General features: G+C 62.7%; 16 protein-coding genes. 11 read left to right on the top strand and 5 right to left on the bottom strand.

Features of this window, described 5'->3' with window-relative positions; translation table 11 throughout:
* Positions 1 to 71 precede the first annotated feature (71 nt).
* Both ACPWMG_RS06640 and crcB read left to right on the top strand, forming a co-directional pair.
* Positions 72 to 1,382: a TRAP transporter large permease gene (locus tag ACPWMG_RS06640; protein WP_483305193.1), complete on the top strand. Its 1,311-nt coding sequence runs from the start codon at positions 72 to 74 to the stop codon at positions 1,380 to 1,382.
* Positions 1,383 to 1,405: 23 nt separating this feature from the next.
* Entirely contained in the window at positions 1,406 to 1,804 is a 399-nt protein-coding gene (gene crcB, locus ACPWMG_RS06635; protein ID WP_483303865.1) for a fluoride efflux transporter CrcB, read from the top strand.
* 31 nt (positions 1,805 to 1,835) lie between these two features.
* On the opposite strand, the gene ACPWMG_RS06630 is transcribed toward crcB, so the two are convergent.
* Positions 1,836 to 2,258, bottom strand: coding sequence for a hypothetical protein (locus ACPWMG_RS06630; RefSeq protein WP_483303864.1), 423 nt, complete (start codon positions 2,256 to 2,258; stop codon positions 1,836 to 1,838).
* 150 nt (positions 2,259 to 2,408) lie between these two features.
* On the opposite strand from ACPWMG_RS06630, the gene ACPWMG_RS06625 reads away from it, so the two are divergent.
* Positions 2,409 to 4,262 carry a glutamine--tRNA ligase/YqeY domain fusion protein gene (locus tag ACPWMG_RS06625; RefSeq protein WP_483303863.1) on the top strand — a complete coding sequence of 618 codons (1,854 nt, stop codon included), beginning with the start codon at positions 2,409 to 2,411 and terminating at the stop codon, positions 4,260 to 4,262.
* Between the two features lie 10 nt (positions 4,263 to 4,272).
* Here the strand turns inward: ACPWMG_RS06625 and ACPWMG_RS06620 are convergent, their stop codons facing one another.
* Positions 4,273 to 4,416, bottom strand: a complete 144-nt coding sequence (locus ACPWMG_RS06620; RefSeq protein ID WP_483303862.1) for a hypothetical protein — start codon at positions 4,414 to 4,416, stop codon at positions 4,273 to 4,275.
* A 53-nt stretch (positions 4,417 to 4,469) separates the two neighbouring features.
* On the opposite strand from ACPWMG_RS06620, the gene ACPWMG_RS06615 reads away from it, so the two are divergent.
* From ACPWMG_RS06615 to ACPWMG_RS06590, 6 genes are all read left to right on the top strand, one after another.
* Positions 4,470 to 4,727: a type II toxin-antitoxin system Phd/YefM family antitoxin gene (locus ACPWMG_RS06615; RefSeq protein WP_483303861.1), complete on the top strand. Its 258-nt coding sequence runs from the start codon at positions 4,470 to 4,472 to the stop codon at positions 4,725 to 4,727.
* Positions 4,724 to 5,140, top strand: coding sequence for a PIN domain-containing protein (locus ACPWMG_RS06610; RefSeq protein WP_483303860.1), 417 nt, complete (start codon positions 4,724 to 4,726; stop codon positions 5,138 to 5,140). The genes ACPWMG_RS06615 and ACPWMG_RS06610 overlap by 4 nt, the downstream gene beginning before the upstream one ends.
* Positions 5,141 to 5,427: 287 nt before the next feature.
* The gene (locus ACPWMG_RS06605) at positions 5,428 to 8,295 is read left to right on the top strand and encodes an HD domain-containing phosphohydrolase (protein WP_483303859.1); all 2,868 of its coding nucleotides are present in this window, start codon (positions 5,428 to 5,430) and stop codon (positions 8,293 to 8,295) included.
* Complete coding sequence (locus ACPWMG_RS06600; RefSeq protein ID WP_483303858.1) at positions 8,292 to 8,801, top strand: putative pterin-binding protein; 510 nt, start codon at positions 8,292 to 8,294, stop codon at positions 8,799 to 8,801. Before ACPWMG_RS06605 ends, ACPWMG_RS06600 begins: the two co-directional genes overlap by 4 nt.
* A 98-nt stretch (positions 8,802 to 8,899) precedes the next feature.
* Complete coding sequence (locus ACPWMG_RS06595; RefSeq protein WP_483303857.1) at positions 8,900 to 9,481, top strand: cytochrome b; 582 nt, start codon at positions 8,900 to 8,902, stop codon at positions 9,479 to 9,481.
* Between the two features lie 105 nt (positions 9,482 to 9,586).
* The gene (locus tag ACPWMG_RS06590; protein WP_483303856.1) at positions 9,587 to 10,492 is read left to right on the top strand and encodes a peptidoglycan DD-metalloendopeptidase family protein; all 906 of its coding nucleotides are present in this window, start codon (positions 9,587 to 9,589) and stop codon (positions 10,490 to 10,492) included.
* Positions 10,493 to 10,664: 172 nt separating this feature from the next.
* On the opposite strand, the gene ACPWMG_RS06585 is transcribed toward ACPWMG_RS06590, so the two are convergent.
* Positions 10,665 to 11,924, bottom strand: a complete 1,260-nt coding sequence (locus ACPWMG_RS06585; RefSeq protein WP_483303855.1) for an MFS transporter — start codon at positions 11,922 to 11,924, stop codon at positions 10,665 to 10,667.
* 98 nt (positions 11,925 to 12,022) lie between these two features.
* On the opposite strand from ACPWMG_RS06585, the gene ACPWMG_RS06580 reads away from it, so the two are divergent.
* Positions 12,023 to 12,991 (top strand): LysR family transcriptional regulator, encoded by a 969-nt coding sequence (locus ACPWMG_RS06580; RefSeq protein WP_483303854.1) that lies wholly within the window; start codon positions 12,023 to 12,025, stop codon positions 12,989 to 12,991.
* A 135-nt stretch (positions 12,992 to 13,126) separates the two neighbouring features.
* Positions 13,127 to 13,759: a LysE family translocator gene (locus ACPWMG_RS06575; protein WP_483303853.1), complete on the top strand. Its 633-nt coding sequence runs from the start codon at positions 13,127 to 13,129 to the stop codon at positions 13,757 to 13,759.
* 11 nt (positions 13,760 to 13,770) lie between these two features.
* Here the strand turns inward: ACPWMG_RS06575 and ACPWMG_RS06570 are convergent, their stop codons facing one another.
* Entirely contained in the window at positions 13,771 to 14,712 is a 942-nt protein-coding gene (locus tag ACPWMG_RS06570) for a M14 family metallopeptidase (protein ID WP_483303852.1), read from the bottom strand.
* A 46-nt stretch (positions 14,713 to 14,758) separates the two neighbouring features.
* Positions 14,759 to 15,067: an MliC family protein gene (locus ACPWMG_RS06565; RefSeq protein WP_483303851.1), complete on the bottom strand. Its 309-nt coding sequence runs from the start codon at positions 15,065 to 15,067 to the stop codon at positions 14,759 to 14,761.
* Between the last annotated feature and the right edge of the window lie 238 nt (positions 15,068 to 15,305).

The following is a 15,305-nucleotide window of genomic DNA, read 5'->3' as shown; positions in this document are numbered from 1 at the left end:
CTGTTTCTGCTCTTCGAAGCGATTTAAAAAATGAAAACAACACTGTTTGTGCAGGGAGCTTGGCAACCATGATGGAAACCTTACTGATGGGCGCAGGCTTGCTGCTCATCATGCTGCTGCTGTTGTCTGGCGGCGTGTGGATCGCCATGACGCTGGCCATTGTGGGCTGGGTTGGGCAGGCCTTCTTCACCAATACTTTGCCGGCGAAAAACCTGTTCTCGTCTTTCTGGGAAAGCAACGCGAGTTGGGAACTGGCCGCCTTGCCGCTGTTCATCTGGATGGGCGAAATCCTGTTTCGCACCAAGCTCAGTGAAGAGATGTTCGAAGGCCTGCGCCCCTGGCTGAACCGCGTGCCCGGCCGTTTGATGCACACCACCATCATCGGTTGTGGTGTGTTCGGCTCGGTCTCGGGTTCATCGGCCGCTACCTGCGCCACCATTGCCAAGGTGGCCCTGCCAGAACTCAAGCGCCGAGGCTACGACGAGAAACTGGCCATCGGCTCGCTGGCCACCGCCGGCACGCTGGGCATTTTGATTCCGCCGTCCATCACCATGGTGGTCTACGCCGTGGCGGCCGATGCGTCCATCATCCGCATCTTCCTGGCGGGCTTTCTGCCGGGCTTTTTGCTGATGGCGCTGTTCTCCGGCTACATCGCCTGGTGGAGCATCCGCAACCCCGACAAAGTGCCCCCGGCCGACCCACCGACCACGTTCATGGAGAAGATTCGCCTCTCCGGCAATTTGATTCCGTGTGCGCTGCTCATCGTGTTCATCGTCTGGGTGTTGGTGGCCGGTTGGGCCACTGCCACCGAATGCGCCGCGTTTGGCGTACTAGGTTCGCTGGCCATCGCCGCCTGGGGCCGCAGCCTGAGCTGGAAGAACTTCAAAGACGCGCTGATGGGCGCCACGCGCACCAGTTGCATGATCATGTTCATCCTGGCCGGTGCCGCGTTCCTGACCAAAACCATGGCCTTCACCGGCATTCCGCGCGAGCTGGCCGAATGGGTGGACAGCATGCACCTGTCACCCTACGCGCTCATCGGCGCGCTGGTGGTGGTGTATTTGATTTTGGGCACGGCACTCGACGGCATCAGCATGATCGTGCTCACCAGCGCGGTGGTGCTGCCGATGATCCAGAAGGCGGGGTTCGACCTGATCTGGTTCGGCATCTTCATCGTGCTGCTGGTCGAGATTGCCGAGGTCACGCCGCCGGTGGGCTTCAACCTGTTTGTGCTGCAGAACATGACGGGCAAAGACAGCAACATCATCGCCCGCGCGGCCATCCCGTTCTTCTTCTGCCTAGTGGTGTGTATTGCGTTGATCACCGTGTTCCCGAGCATCGTGACCATCTTGCCGGACGTGTTCATGGGCGCGGATCACTAGACTGAACACCTAGAATCCGCCGCATGTTTCCTGCTGCACTACCTGTCATCGCGATTTCTGTAGGCGCCTCGCTCGGCGCCCTGGCCCGCTGGCGATTGGGCCTTTGGCTCAACCCCGGCGGCCTTTTGCCCTGGGGCACGCTCGCCGCCAATCTGATTGGTGGCTACCTCATTGGGGTGTGCGTGGGCGTATTCCAAGCCATGCCGCAGCTCGACCCGGTGTGGCGGCTGGTGCTGGTGACGGGCTTTTTGGGCGGGCTGACCACCTTCTCCACCTTTTCGGCGGAGGTGGTGGCCATGCTGCTGGAGCAACGCTACGCCCTGGCCTTGGGCGTGGCGGCGGTGCACGTGCTCGGCTCTCTAGCGTTGACCGTGCTGGGCATCAAAACCGCTATGCTCTTTGTAGCTGGCTCCACAGCCTAGCTAAGCCCCAACAGCTCTTTTCTTTAGATTTTTAGCGGTGGCCATGTCCGTGGCCGCGACCATCGTAATAGCCTCGGCCGTCATAGTAGCCACGACCGTAGTAGCCGGGTCGCACATACACCGGACGCGGCGCCACGTACACCGGCGGCGCGTAGATCACGGGGCGCGGGGCCACGTAAACCGGCGGCGCATAGCCAGGTTGCACGTAAGCCACAGGCGGAACGTAGTTCTGCACGTAGCCGGGCGCATATACCGGCGCTGGCGCCACATAGACGGGTGCGGGCTGCACATAACCGTAGCCGTTACCCACTGCCACGGCAGCACCTGGCAGGCCAATGCCCACCGACCAGCTCACATCACTACGGGCCTGGGCCACACCAGCGGCTCCCAGAGCGACGATTGCCAACACACCAGCAGCAGCGGCGCGGGCAAAGAAAGAAGTTTTGAGCGACATGGAAATCTCCTTGAAGTCGACTGATAAACAACCCAAATAGAAAACCGGGCTGTACTCCATTAACGCGCGAATGCCGTTGTGGACTACGACCCACTTGGTTAAAGCTGGTTCCCAAACGTAACAGCCCTTGAGCCCGCCTAAAATCAATCAATGAGCTCCCCAACCCCAAATTCCGCAGCCCCCGCCCACGGCACTGCCACGCCCGCCGAACCCATCAAACCGAGCAACTTTTTGCGCCAGGTGATCGAGTCTGACCTGGCCCAAGGCCAGTACAACGGCCGCCAATGGGCCGGCTCGCCGGGCGACGCTGCCCACCACGCCGCCGGCATGGAAGACCCAGCCAAAGTGCGCATGCGCTTTCCGCCAGAGCCCAACGGCTACTTACACATCGGCCACGCCAAGAGCATCTGGCTGAACTTCAGCCTGGCAGCCGAGTACGGCGGCGTGTGCCACCTGCGCTTTGACGACACCAACCCCGAAAAAGAAGAACAAGAGTACGTGGACGCCATCCGCGACGCCATCGACTGGATGGGTTACGAGACCCAACTGGCCGACCGCCCCAGCGCGCCCGGCACCTTGCAGCCGCACGAATACTTTGCCAGCAACTACTTCGACTTCATGTACCGCGCCGCCGAGTACCTGGTGGAACAAGGCCTGGCCTACGTCGACGAGCAAACGCCCGAGCAGATGCGCGCCAACCGTGGCGACTTCACCACACCCGGCACCAACAGCCCGTTCCGCAGCCGCACGCCGGCCGAGAACCTGGCACGCCTGCGCGAAATGAAAGACGGCAAGCTGGCCGACGGCGCCGCCATCCTGCGCGCCAAGATCGACATGGCCAGCCCGAACATCAACATGCGCGACCCCGCGCTGTACCGCATTCGCCGCGCCACGCACCACAACACCGGCGACACCTGGTGCATCTACCCGATGTACACCTTCGCCCACCCGATCGAAGACGCGCTGGAACAAATCACCCACAGCATCTGCACGCTGGAATTTGAAGACCAACGCCCGTTTTACGACTGGCTGCTCGACCGCCTGGCCGAAGGAGGCCTGATCGCCAGCCCGCACCCACGCCAATACGAGTTTGCGCGGCTCAACATCAACCACATCGTCACCAGCAAGCGCAAGCTGCGCCAACTGGTGGAAGAAAACCACGTCACCGGCTGGAACGACCCTCGCATGCCCACGCTGGCCGGCCTGCGCCGCCGTGGCTACACGGCCGATGCGTTGAAGCTGTTCTGCGAACGCAGCGGCGTGACCAAATCTGGTGGCTGGACCGACTACGCCAGCCTGGAAGCCGCTTTGCGCGAAACGCTGGAAACCACCGCCCACCGTGGCATGGCCGTGCTCGACCCGGTCAAGTTGGTGCTCACCAACTGGGATGACGTGATGGGCGCTGGCCACTTGGAGCCGTGCACCCTGCCCGCGCTGCCGCATCCGCCCGAAGGCACGCCCGAGCCTGCGCCGCGCCACTTCACCATCGGCAAGGAACTGTGGATCGACCGCGAAGACTTTGAAGAAGTGCCCCCCAAGGGCTACAAGCGCCTGTTCCCGGGCAACAAGGTGCGCCTCAAAGGCGGCTACGTCATCGAATGCACCGGCTGCACACGCGACGCCGATGGCAAAGTGACCGAAGTGCTGGCCACCGTGGTGCCCGACACCAAGAGCGGCACACCCGGTGCCGACAGCGTCAAGGTCAAGGCCGCCATCACCTGGGTCGGCGCTGCAGACGGCGTGCAGGCCGAAGTTCGCCTCTACGACCGCCTCTACCTCGAAGCCCAGCCCGACGCCGGTGGCAAAAACCACCTGGAAAGCCTCAACCCCAAGAGCCTGAAGATCGCCACCGCCATCGTCGAGCCCTCGCTGGCCAACGCCCTGCCAGAACAAAAGTTCCAGTTCGAGCGCCACGGCTACTTTGTGGCCGACAAGTTGGACCATCAAGCCGGGAAGCCAGTGTTCAACTTGGCGGTGGGGTTGAAAGACAGTTGGGGTAAATAAGCTCACCACCTTAGTTCTCTGAGCGCTCTTCGTCAGCCAACCCAGTAAATGCCGTTTCAGGCTTTTGCCGGGTTGGCTGATTTGCTTTCAGCGTGCAGAACGCTCCGCGCTGTGTCTGGAAACGATCCAACAGCACGGTAAAAAGTTGAGCCATGATCTTTAAAGCCTTAAAATCTGACCAACCTAGTCAGATTCAAAGGAGGCTCTATGCAAACATGGCAAATGCAGGATGCCAAGGCTCGGCTTTCCGAGGTCGTGAAGTCGGCCCAACATCAGCCACAGGACATCACCGTGCACGGGCATTCCGTGGCGGTGGTGGTATCACGTGAAACCTTTGAATCGCTTTCCAACAGCCAAGGTTCGCTGGTGGACTTCATGCAGCGCTCGCCATTGTTTGACATGGACAAGCTTGAGTTGGACCGCGATGCCAGTCTGACACGCGACAGCCACGAGACCGGATTGTGAGTTACCTGGTCGACACCAACGTGCTTTCGGAGTTGCGCCGCAAGTCGCCCGACGCAAACGTGGTGGCGTGGTTCGCCAAGCGCCCTCCCGTCACGCTTTACTTGAGTGTGTTGACCTTGGGGGAAATCCGCAAGGGCGTGGAAGGTGTGGCCGAAACCACCCGCCGCCAAGCCTTGCTGGATTGGCTAGAAACCGATCTCCCCCTATTCTTTACCGGTCGCATTTTGGACGTGGACGCTGCCGTTGCCGACCGCTGGGGCCGTCTGGTGGCCGCAGCGGGGCGCCCTTTGCCTGCCATCGACAGTTTGCTGGCAGCTACAGCGTTGGCGCACGACCTCGTCTTGGTCACACGCAACGCCAAAGACTTTGCAGGCCTGCCCGTGCAAATCTTCAATCCCTGGTCTTCGGCATAAGAGACAACAGGGTGTGCCATCCCACCCCAGCTTCCGGGGGTGTGATGTTGTAACAACACCAGATATTCTGTAAGCAGTCTTTTTGAATTTGGGGTTTCCTTTGTGAGCCGCATCTGCCCAGAATATGGAACTCATGCTTTGTGAGCACCGGCTCTTGGTCTTTTAGGCGCACTCCACTCGCTTCGACTGTGAACGGCCAACTGCGCTAAGCATCCCATCCCGACCCCGATCCGCACCACCAGCCCATGCTGACGACTGCAGAGCATCCTTGAAGGGCACGCACAGGAATGAGAGTTCAAGCCAAAGGGCTGCCGGTCAGAGCGGCGATTGCAGGCATGGTGGTCGGGGCGATGGTGATCATGACGATTGTGGTGCTCACCATCGGCTGGCTCGGGTCGCGGCAAGTGTTGCTCGACACAGCCACCCGCACCGCGCGCGATGCGGGCCAGATCACCACCGAGCGCTCGCGGCGCATGGTCGACCCGGGCGCCGCCACCCTGCGTACGCTGGCCTTCGACCCCATCGTGTCAGCCACCAGTGTGGAAGATCGGCTCAGCCGCGTGGGCGTTTTTGCGGCAGAGTTGTCGGCCAACAATTTGGTCTCGGCCATCTACGTCGGTTATGAAAACGGCGACTTTCTGCTGGTGCGGCCGCTTGACCAACGCGAGATTCGGCAACGTTTTCAGGCCCCACCTCAAGCCAACTTTTTAGTGCAAACGGTCACCACCAATGCAGCCGGAGAGAGCAAGGGCGCCTACCACTTCTTCAACGCCGAGAGCCATCTGCTCCAGCACCGCGAGATGCCCGACTACCGCTTCGACCCACGCCAACGCGCCTGGTACGTTGCAGCCAAGGACACCGTGGCCACGGTGGTTTCCAAGCCCTATGTTTTCTTCTCGACCCGGCAGGTGGGCATCAGCCTGTCGAAACTGGCGACCAACGGCAAAACCATCGTCGCCCTGGACATGACCTTGGACGACCTGGCCGAAAGCCTGGGCGACCTGCGGCTCACGCCGGGTTCGGAGTTGGCGCTGGTAGGCGACAACAACGAGGTAGTGGCCTACCGCGACATGCAAGCCGTGCTGGTGCAGCGTGAAAACTCTGACGAAATTGGCTTCCGCTCGTTGACCGATCTGGGCGTAGACGCCCTCACACAACTGCAGGCGCAGGCCAAAGATGAACGTGCCGTGTCGTACCAAGCCAATGGCAAAGATTGGCTCGGCATCGCCATGCCGTTTGATGCCATTGAAGGTGTGCGCCTGCGTTTGCTGGTGGCCGCACCGGCCGATGAACTGCTGGGCGACCTGCAGCGCAACCGCGACCGGTTGATCTTGATTGCGGCCGGGTTCATCCTGCTGTTTCTGCCACTGGGCTGGTGGGCGGGCAGCAGCATCGGCAAGGCCCTGGAAGACGCCACAGCCCGCGCCCGGCGCATGTCGGCCTTTGATTTTTCGCACCCGCCCACGGCACCCACCAACCTGCGCGAAGTGCGCACCTTGCACGAGGTGGTAGACAACGTGAGCGTGGCGGTTGAGGCGTTTCTGGACATCAGCCGTGTGCTCGGGGCCGAGGCTCGCATCGACAGCATGTTGGGCCAGGTGCTGGAAAAAATTGTGGCGGCCACGCGCAGCGAAGGTGGCGGTGTGTACCTGTGGCAGCGCGACAGCGGCACCATGCTGCGCGCAGCACTTGCCGGCGAGCAAGACACACTGCAGGAAACCTTTGCTTATGCGGCCAACGATGCCGAGCGCCTGCGCTCGCGCGCCGTCAACGCCACACACCAGCGCGCCGAGTTTGAACTGCGTGGCCGCAGCGGCCAGCTCGAAGGTTTGCTGGTGCTGGTGCACAGCGCCGACCAGATGCACACCGCCCCCGAGTTTCAAGCTTTTGTGACACGCCTCACCGGCATGCTGGCCGTGGCCATAGAAACCCGGCAACTCATCGAGGCGCAGAAGAATCTGTTCGACGCGGTGATCCGCGTGCTGGCCGACGCCATCGACGCCAAGAGCCCTTACACCGGCGGGCACTGCGAGCGTGTGCCCGAACTCGCGCTGATGCTGGTCGACCAGATGACGGCCGATGCCACCGGCCCGTATGCGGCCTTTCAACTCAGCGAGAACGAGCGTTACGCCTTTTACCTTGGCGCCTGGCTGCACGACTGTGGCAAGGTCACCAGCCCTGAGCACATCGTCGACAAGGCCACCAAGCTCGAAGGCATTTACAACCGCATCCACGAAGTGCGCATGCGCTTTGAAGTGCTCTGGCGCGACGCCGAAATCACTGCCCTGCGCGCGCAGTTGGCGGGTGAAGACCGCGATACCACGCAGCAACAACTGGCAGAGAAACAGGCCCAGTTGCAAGCCGACTTCCGCTTCGTGGCCGACAGCAATGTGGGTGGCGAATTCATGTCCGACGAGGCGATTGCGCGCTTGCGGCAGGTGGCGCAAACCACCTGGCAACGCCAGTTCGACGACACCCTGGGCCTGGGCGTTGAAGAGAAGAAGCGGCTGACACGCGACCGCACCGCCCCCGTGCCGCTGCCCGCCACAGAACACCTGTTGGCCGACCGTGCCGACCACGTCGTGCCCTGGGGCGACGAACGTCCCCCGGTCGAAGCCGGAGACCCGCGCAACCAGCATGGTTTCAACATGCGCCTGCCCGCGCAGCGCCAAAACATGGGCGAGTTGCACAACCTGGCCATCCGCCGTGGCACGCTCACCGACGAAGACCGCTTCGCCATCAACGACCACATCGTGCAGACCTACATCATGCTGAAGAAGCTGCCGTGGCCCGCGCACCTGGAACGTGTGCCTGACATCGCCGCCAACCACCACGAAAAGATGGACGGCCAAGGCTACCCGCGCCGCCTGCCCGGCGAAGCACTGCAAACCACCGACCGCATCATGGCGCTGGCCGATATTTTTGAGGCACTGACCGCCGCCGACCGGCCGTACAAACCGCCCAAGACCTTGTCGGAATCGCTGCGCATCATGGCCTTTATGTGCAAAGACCGGCACATCGACGTGGAGCTGTATTTGTACTTCCTGCGCAATGGCGTTTGGCGGATGTATGCCGAGCGCTTCCTGAGCCCATCGCAAATTGACGAGGTGGATGTGGAAGCGCTGGCCCAACTCGCACAAGGCACACCTAAATGACAAGTCGCCGCCATACCCTAGGCGCACTTCTTTGCGCCGCGTTGAGCATCACCGGCACACAGGCATGGGCGCAAACCAAACCGACGGACAAAGTGGTACTCACGGTCAAAGGCAATGTGGCCAAGCCGAACAAAGGCCAGGTAGCCGAGTTCGACATGCGCATGCTGGAGAGCCTGCCGCAGGTGACCCACAACGTCGACACGCCTTGGTATCCGCGCAAGGTGACTTTCAGCGGGCCGTTGCTGCGCGACGTGTTGATTGCGGCCGGGGCCACGGGGTCGACGATCAAAGCAGTAGCCATCAACGACTATGCCGTGAACATTCCGTTCAGCGACGCCACACAGCACGACGTGATCTTGGCCGTGCAGATGAACGGCAAGGCCATGTCATCGCGCGACAAGGGGCCGATTTTTGTCATCTACCCCTATGGCAAGTTCGCCGCCGGCGAGGTCAAGCACTACCACGACCTGTCGGTGTGGCAGTTGGATACGCTGGAAGTAAAGTAGAAAAAAGACGCAAGCTAAGTCGGCATTCAAACTGAACTTTTGTGCGCGGGGCCGTGTCTGCCAAGGGTTTTCACCAACCCTCACCCCACAGGCCGGCCATGCGCACATCTCCAGCGAACCCCTCCTCCAGCGTCAGCGCTGACGCTTCTTGGCCGGTGCCCGACTCGGCTCGGCGTTACGGTAGCGTCAGCCGCTTCTTCCACTGGGGCATGGCCCTGTGTTTTGCCGTGGTGTTTGCGGCGGCAATAGCGCATTACTTCGCCAAAGACTCGGCCGTCGACGCTCTGCTGTGGCAGGCGCACAAACCGGTGGGTGCACTGATCTTCGCGCTGTGGATCTTGCGGGCCGTGTGGGCGCTTTTACACGCGCGCCAACGCCCGCCGCACGTCAATCTGGCCGCGCATCTGGGGCACTTGGCGCTCTACGCCTTGATGCTGGCCGTGCCCGCTATTGCGCTGCTGCGCCAGTACGGCTCGGGCCGCGCGTTTGCGCCGTTTGGCATTCCGCTGATGCAAGGCCACGACGACAAGATTTCCTGGATGACGGAACTCGGCAGCCTGCTGCACGGCGAGTTGGGCTGGGTGCTGCTGGCCCTGGTGGTGGGCCACATCACCATGGCGCTGTGGCACCGCCGCCCGGGCCACACCAATGTTTTGCCGCGCATGATCGGCAAGCCGTAAAAAACAACGGGCGCCCCGGTAGACTGGGGCACCCCAGCGGGTGGCAGAAGACTACTGAATTCATAGCTGCCTGCGCTACACTGATAAGCGCCAGAGACCTAATTCATGCATAACAATAAATCCGGCGATTGCAGCCTCTATTCCAGCCAGCATTTCACCCGCCGCACTGCACTCGCCTCCCTCGCGGGCGGGCTGTTGCTGCCAGCATCCTCCGCATTTGCAAAAGCCGCCCACCACGCCCCCATCGCCTGGCCGCACGCACTCTTGGTGCCCGGTGGCGTGGCACACCTGGCGCTGGGGCCAGCGCCCACTCGCCCCGTGGTGCGCACAGGTGAAGGCGACTTGCCGGTGCTGGTGCTGGGCGACGCCACAGGTTGGACGGCGGTGGTCGGCATTCCGCTGGCGGCTGTGCCCGGCGAAGCCAGCGTCAACGTCACACCGGCCGAGGGCGGCGAGCCACGGAAGTTGGCCTACACCATCGCCCCGAAAAAATACCGCGAGCAGCGCTTGAAGGTGGCGCCGGGCAAGGTCGATTTGTCAGCCGAAGACGAAGCCCGCTACGAGCGCGAACGCCTGCATTTGCAAACCGTGATGGCCACCTTCTCCGAGCCGCTGCCCGCCAACCTGAAAATGCGCGCGCCGGTGTCAGGCCGCCGCTCGGGCTCGTTTGGCTTGCGCCGCGTGTTCAACGGGCAAGCGCGTAATCCACACAGCGGCATGGACATCGCAGCCCCCACTGGAACGCCCATCGTGGCGCCCTTGGCCGGCAAGGTGATCGACACCGGCGACTACTTCTTCAACGGCAACACCGTGTGGCTGGACCACGGCGGCGGCGTGCTCAGCATGGTGTGCCACCTGAGCCGCATCGACGTGGCGGTGGGCGATGTGCTGCCGGTGGGCAAACGCCTGGGCGCCGTGGGCGCCACGGGCCGGGTGACGGGGCCGCACTTGCATTGGTCTATCAGCCTGAACCGGGCCATGGTGGACCCGGCTCTGTTCATCCCCGCTTAGGCTTGAATTAAGGCGACGCTGAATAAGTCCCCGTGATGACGCGAACCTCGGTTTGGGATGAGATGCAAGGCGCAAATCCGCACCATAGCCGTAGCTATGGCGCGGATTTGCAACGCAGCAGATCGCCCAAAACGAGGGAACGCGGCGCACGAGGGGCTTGTTCAGCGTTGCCTTAAGCCTTCACACCAGAAACCTGGGGCCACATGCGCACGGCCAAGGCGCCTACGCCGGCCAGCGTGGCCAACCCGGCCACCGCCATCCAACCCCACTGCGCCAGCACCAGCGCGCCCAATGCACCACCAGCCGCCATGCCGGTGAACATGCCCACAAACAGCACCGCATTCAGGCGGCTGCGTGCACCCGGGTCAATGCCGTAGATGATGGTCTGGTGCGCCACCAGCGAGGCTTGCACACCTAGGTCAAAGCCAATGGCCGTGAGCACCAGCAAGACGATTTGCGCTTGTGGCACCAGGAAGTGCGCCAAGCCCATGGCAGCAAACGAGAGTGCGGCCAAACCAGCACCCAGACGCGTCACCAGCTCTGGCCCTTTGCGGTCGGCAATCCGGCCGGCCATGGGCGCGGCCAAGGCGCCAGCAGCACCTGCCAGACCAAAAGCACCGGCGGCGGCGGCTCCCATGTGGAAGGGTTCGCCATGCAGCATCACGGCCAAGGTAGACCAAAACGCGCTGAAGCCCACCGACAACAGACCTTGCGCCACCGTGGCGCGGCGCAGCGCGCTATGCCGTTGCCAGAGTTGCATCAAGGTGGCAAGCAAGGCGCCATAAGCCAAATGCGTGGTCGCCTTGAAGCGCGGCAGGCCGCGCCACGAAGCCACGCCAATCGCCGCAATGCTGACGGCGGCCGCCAGGAACATGCTGCGCCAGCCAAAGTGCTCGGCCACAAACCCGCTGACCACACGCGACAACAAGATGCCCAGCAGCAGGCCGGTCATCACCGTACCCACCACTTTGCCGCGGTTGGCCTCGGGGGCCAGCGTGGCGGCGGCGGGCACGATGTCTTGCGCCAAGGTGGCAAACACACCAATCGCCAAACTCGCGGCGAGCAACACGCCGATGTGCGGTGAAGCGGCAGCGACCAGCAAGGCCACCACCAACGCGGCGGCCTTGAACAAGATGATGCGGCGGCGGTCGTAGCGGTCGCCCAGCGGCGCCAGCAGCAAGATGCCCAAGGCGTAGCCAAGCTGCGTGAGCGTGGGCACCAGGCCGACCTGGCTCCCCGTTGCACCGATGTTGGCGCCCAGCACGCCCAGCATCGGCTGGTTGTAATACAGCGTGGCCACGGCCAGGCCAGCCGCCGTGGCCAGCAACAGCACCAGCGAAGCCGGCATGGGTTGGCCGGTAGACACCGCCGCACTGGCGGTGCCAGCGGTTGGTTTGCTCATATGCGCATGCGCAGTTTGAATAGAAGACATGGTATTTACCCGTATTTTCAAAGGAATGCCGCGAGTGTCTCCAGTTCACCTCACTTGGGGTAGTAGCGCCAGCCACACAATCGTTATACGCTCGGCGTATGAGCAATACAGAATCGCCTATCTCCGCTGCAGCCAGTGCCACCTCCGACCGCATTGAGCTGATGCGCACCTTTGTGCGCATCGTCGAGGCGGGCAGCCTCTCGGCCGTGGCCGCGCAGTTGGGCGCCACACAGCCCACCGTCAGCCGCCGTCTGCAGGCACTAGAGCGATCGTTGGGCATGCGCTTGCTGCACCGCTCCACCCACGCGATGAAGCTGACCGAAGACGGCCAACGTTGTTATTTGCGCGCCAAGGAAATGCTGGCCAGTTGGGACGTGTTCGAGGCCGAACTGCGCGGTGCGGGCGACGAGCCCGAGGGCACCTTGCGCGTGGTGGCGCCGCATGCTTTCGGCCAGGCCTTGCTGATCGCTCCCCTGGCCGAGTTCTTGCGCCGCCATCCACGTGTGACGGCCGACTGGCGCCTGCACGACCGGGCGCCCGATTTCATCGCCGAGGGCATCGACTGCGCAATCCAGGTGGGTGAGGTGAACGACCCCGGCTTGGTGGCGATCCGCCTGGCGCAGGTGCCGCGCATCGTGGTGGCCGCGCCGTCCATACTGGGCGAACGCCCACTGCCGCGCCATGCGGAAGAACTGGGCGCTCTGCCGTGGTTGGCGCTCAGCACCTATTACCGCAACGAAGTGGTGCTGCGCCACGAAGACAACGCCGAGCGCGTGGCCCGCCTGCCCATCCAGCCGCGCATGAGCACCGACAGTCTGTTCGCCCTGCGCAGCGCCGCGTTGCTGGGCTTGGGCGTGTGCATTGCCTCGGCCTGGGCGGTGGCCGACGACGTGGCGCAGGGGCGGCTCATCCACCTGGCGTCCGCCTGGCAAGCCGCGCCGTTGCCGGTCAGCCTGGTCTACCCGTACGCGCCGCACTACCCCGCCAAGTTGCGCCGGTTTGTGGAGCACATTCGGCAGACCTCGCCAGCGGCGATGGGGGCGGTGCTGCAGCCAGGCGGGGCGTAATGGCAAAGCGAAATCGGCACACCAGGCTGATGGCTGTATCGCACGCGAGAGCGCGATTCTGTATCTGGTGATCGGCCCTTCGCCTGGATACAGTCCCTTCGATAGTTGCCTATCCCTACCCTTTCAGGAGTTTCCGTGCCGCATTCTTCGTCCCTCATCGGCTTTGCCTTGCTCGCGTTGGGCATGGTGCTCACGCCAGGCCCGAACATGGTGTACGTGGTGTCTCGTTCCATCTGCCAAGGGCGGCGCGCGGGTCTGGTGTCGTTGGGCGGCGTTGCCCTGGCATTTTTGATCTACATGCTGGCAGCGGCGCTCGGCATCACGTCTTTGGTGTTGGCCGTGCCCTATGCCTACGATGCGTTGCGGTTCGCTGGTGCGGCCTATCTCGGCTACCTGGCGTGGCAGGCCCTGAAGCCGGGCGGGCGCTCACCGTTTCAGGTGCAGAGCCTGCCGGTCGACAGCCCGCGCCGGCTGTTTGCCATGGGGTTCATGACCAATCTTCTAAACCCCAAAGCAGCCATGCTCTATCTGTCGCTGTTACCGCAGTTCATCGACCCCACTACGGGCCACGTCTTCATGCAGGCGGTGGTGTTGGGCACGATGCAGATCGCCATCAGCGTCAGCGTGAATGGCGCTATCGTGATGGCGGCCGGCACGATGGCCGCCTTTCTGGGCACCCGTCCCACCTGGCTTGCGGTACAGCGCTACCTGATGGGCACGGTGCTGGCCGGTCTGGCACTGCGCATGGCGCTGGACGCGCGCAGATAACCTCGCCGGGATTACAAAGGCCGCGTGAGGTAAACCGCCTCGGCGCCCACAATCGGCTCGCGCGTGGGCATGAACACGGTGCAGTCGTCGCAGGGCGAGATGATTTCAATCGCGCCATCGGTGGCAATCAGCTCGCCTTGGGCAAAGGTTTCAAAGCCAAGCACGGGCCGTGTGAAGCGGAATTCAGGCGTGTGCACCAGCAGCGTTTGCAGCAACTCGAAGCGGCGTGGCGTGGCGGCAGGCGCCAAGATTTCGCGCTCGACCAAACCAAAGTGCGACAGGAAGCGCAGCGTCACTTCGCTCGCCACATTGGCCGCGTCTTGTTTGAAATGCTGGCCGCATTCGACCACTAGCGCAGCGCCTGGAGCATCGGGCCCCGCGTGCAAGCCGTGTTGGATCAGTGGCGTACCGGAACCCAAGCCGTTGGGCATCACCAGGTGCACCGCAGGCATGCCCACGGCCAGCGCCACACGCGCATTGCGCTCGTACGCGGGGTAGACCCAGAACGGCACCACGTCCTGGCTGGTGGAGTGGATATCAAGAATGTGGTCGGCCGCCGCCACCACCGGGCGCAGCGCGCGGGCGCGGCGCAGTTCGGGGCTGTCTTCAGTGCCGCTGAGCAATTCATCAGACCACACACGGTTGAGGTTGTGCACCATTTGCCGGTTGGCAAAAGGCTTGGCCGCGTCGAACGCGTTGTAGGCCTCCACGTGCGCAAAACTCAAAGTCAGTGTGCCGATGAGCGGGCGCACCCCTTTGTCGAGCAGGTCGGTCACGGCCACCATGCCGCAGATCTCGTTGCCGTGGGTCAACGCGTTGATGAGCACGTGCGGGCCGGGCTTGCCGGACTCGAAGCGGTGCACGTAGTCAATGCCGATGTTGCCTTCGCGGTAGGCCGACAGGTCGCGCGGCAGCACTTCAAGCGCTGGTAAAGAGGGTGGAGTTTGACTCATGTGGATGGGTTTCGCAGTCGATTGAAATGGATGGGAAGGCGCGCCGTTAGCGTTGCACGCGGCATGCCAGCGGCGTGCGGCGACCAACGGTCCAGGTCGCCTCGTCACCCTTCCCGCGCAGGGTGTACTGCGGCGTGGCGTACCAAGTACCGGAGGCGGCGGGCTGCTGCGGCAAGCGCAAAATATTGCCGTCGGGCAAGGTGACCAAAGCGGCGTCTGCCTCGAACTGCACGCGCAATGCACTGCCGTCGTCGCACGTGTAGCGCACGGGGGCCAAGCCACCGGTCGGCGCTGCACAAGCCGCCAATAGCACAGCACCCAAGGCACAAGAAACAAATACGCCGCTACGGGCCATGGCAAAACTTTCTATAAAAAGTGCCGCTTTGGCATATGCATCAAGCTCTAGACGCTATCAAAACGTTTAGCGGAAAGATGCGAACTGTGACCATTCTGCTACCGTTTTAAAAGCTGCGTTTGCAGATGCAACATTGCCAAATGTCGGGCGGCGCGTTAAAAAGCGCGACTCGCGTCCGAATGTCGGCCCAAGAAGTTGTAACAACGTTATAGGTGCACGCCCCCATTTTGGTGTGCCG

Source organism: Hydrophilobacter chitinilyticus (assembly GCF_049860745.1).
GTDB lineage: Bacteria > Pseudomonadota > Gammaproteobacteria > Burkholderiales > Burkholderiaceae_C > Rhodoferax_B.
This window is presented reverse-complemented; position numbering and strand designations above follow the sequence as displayed.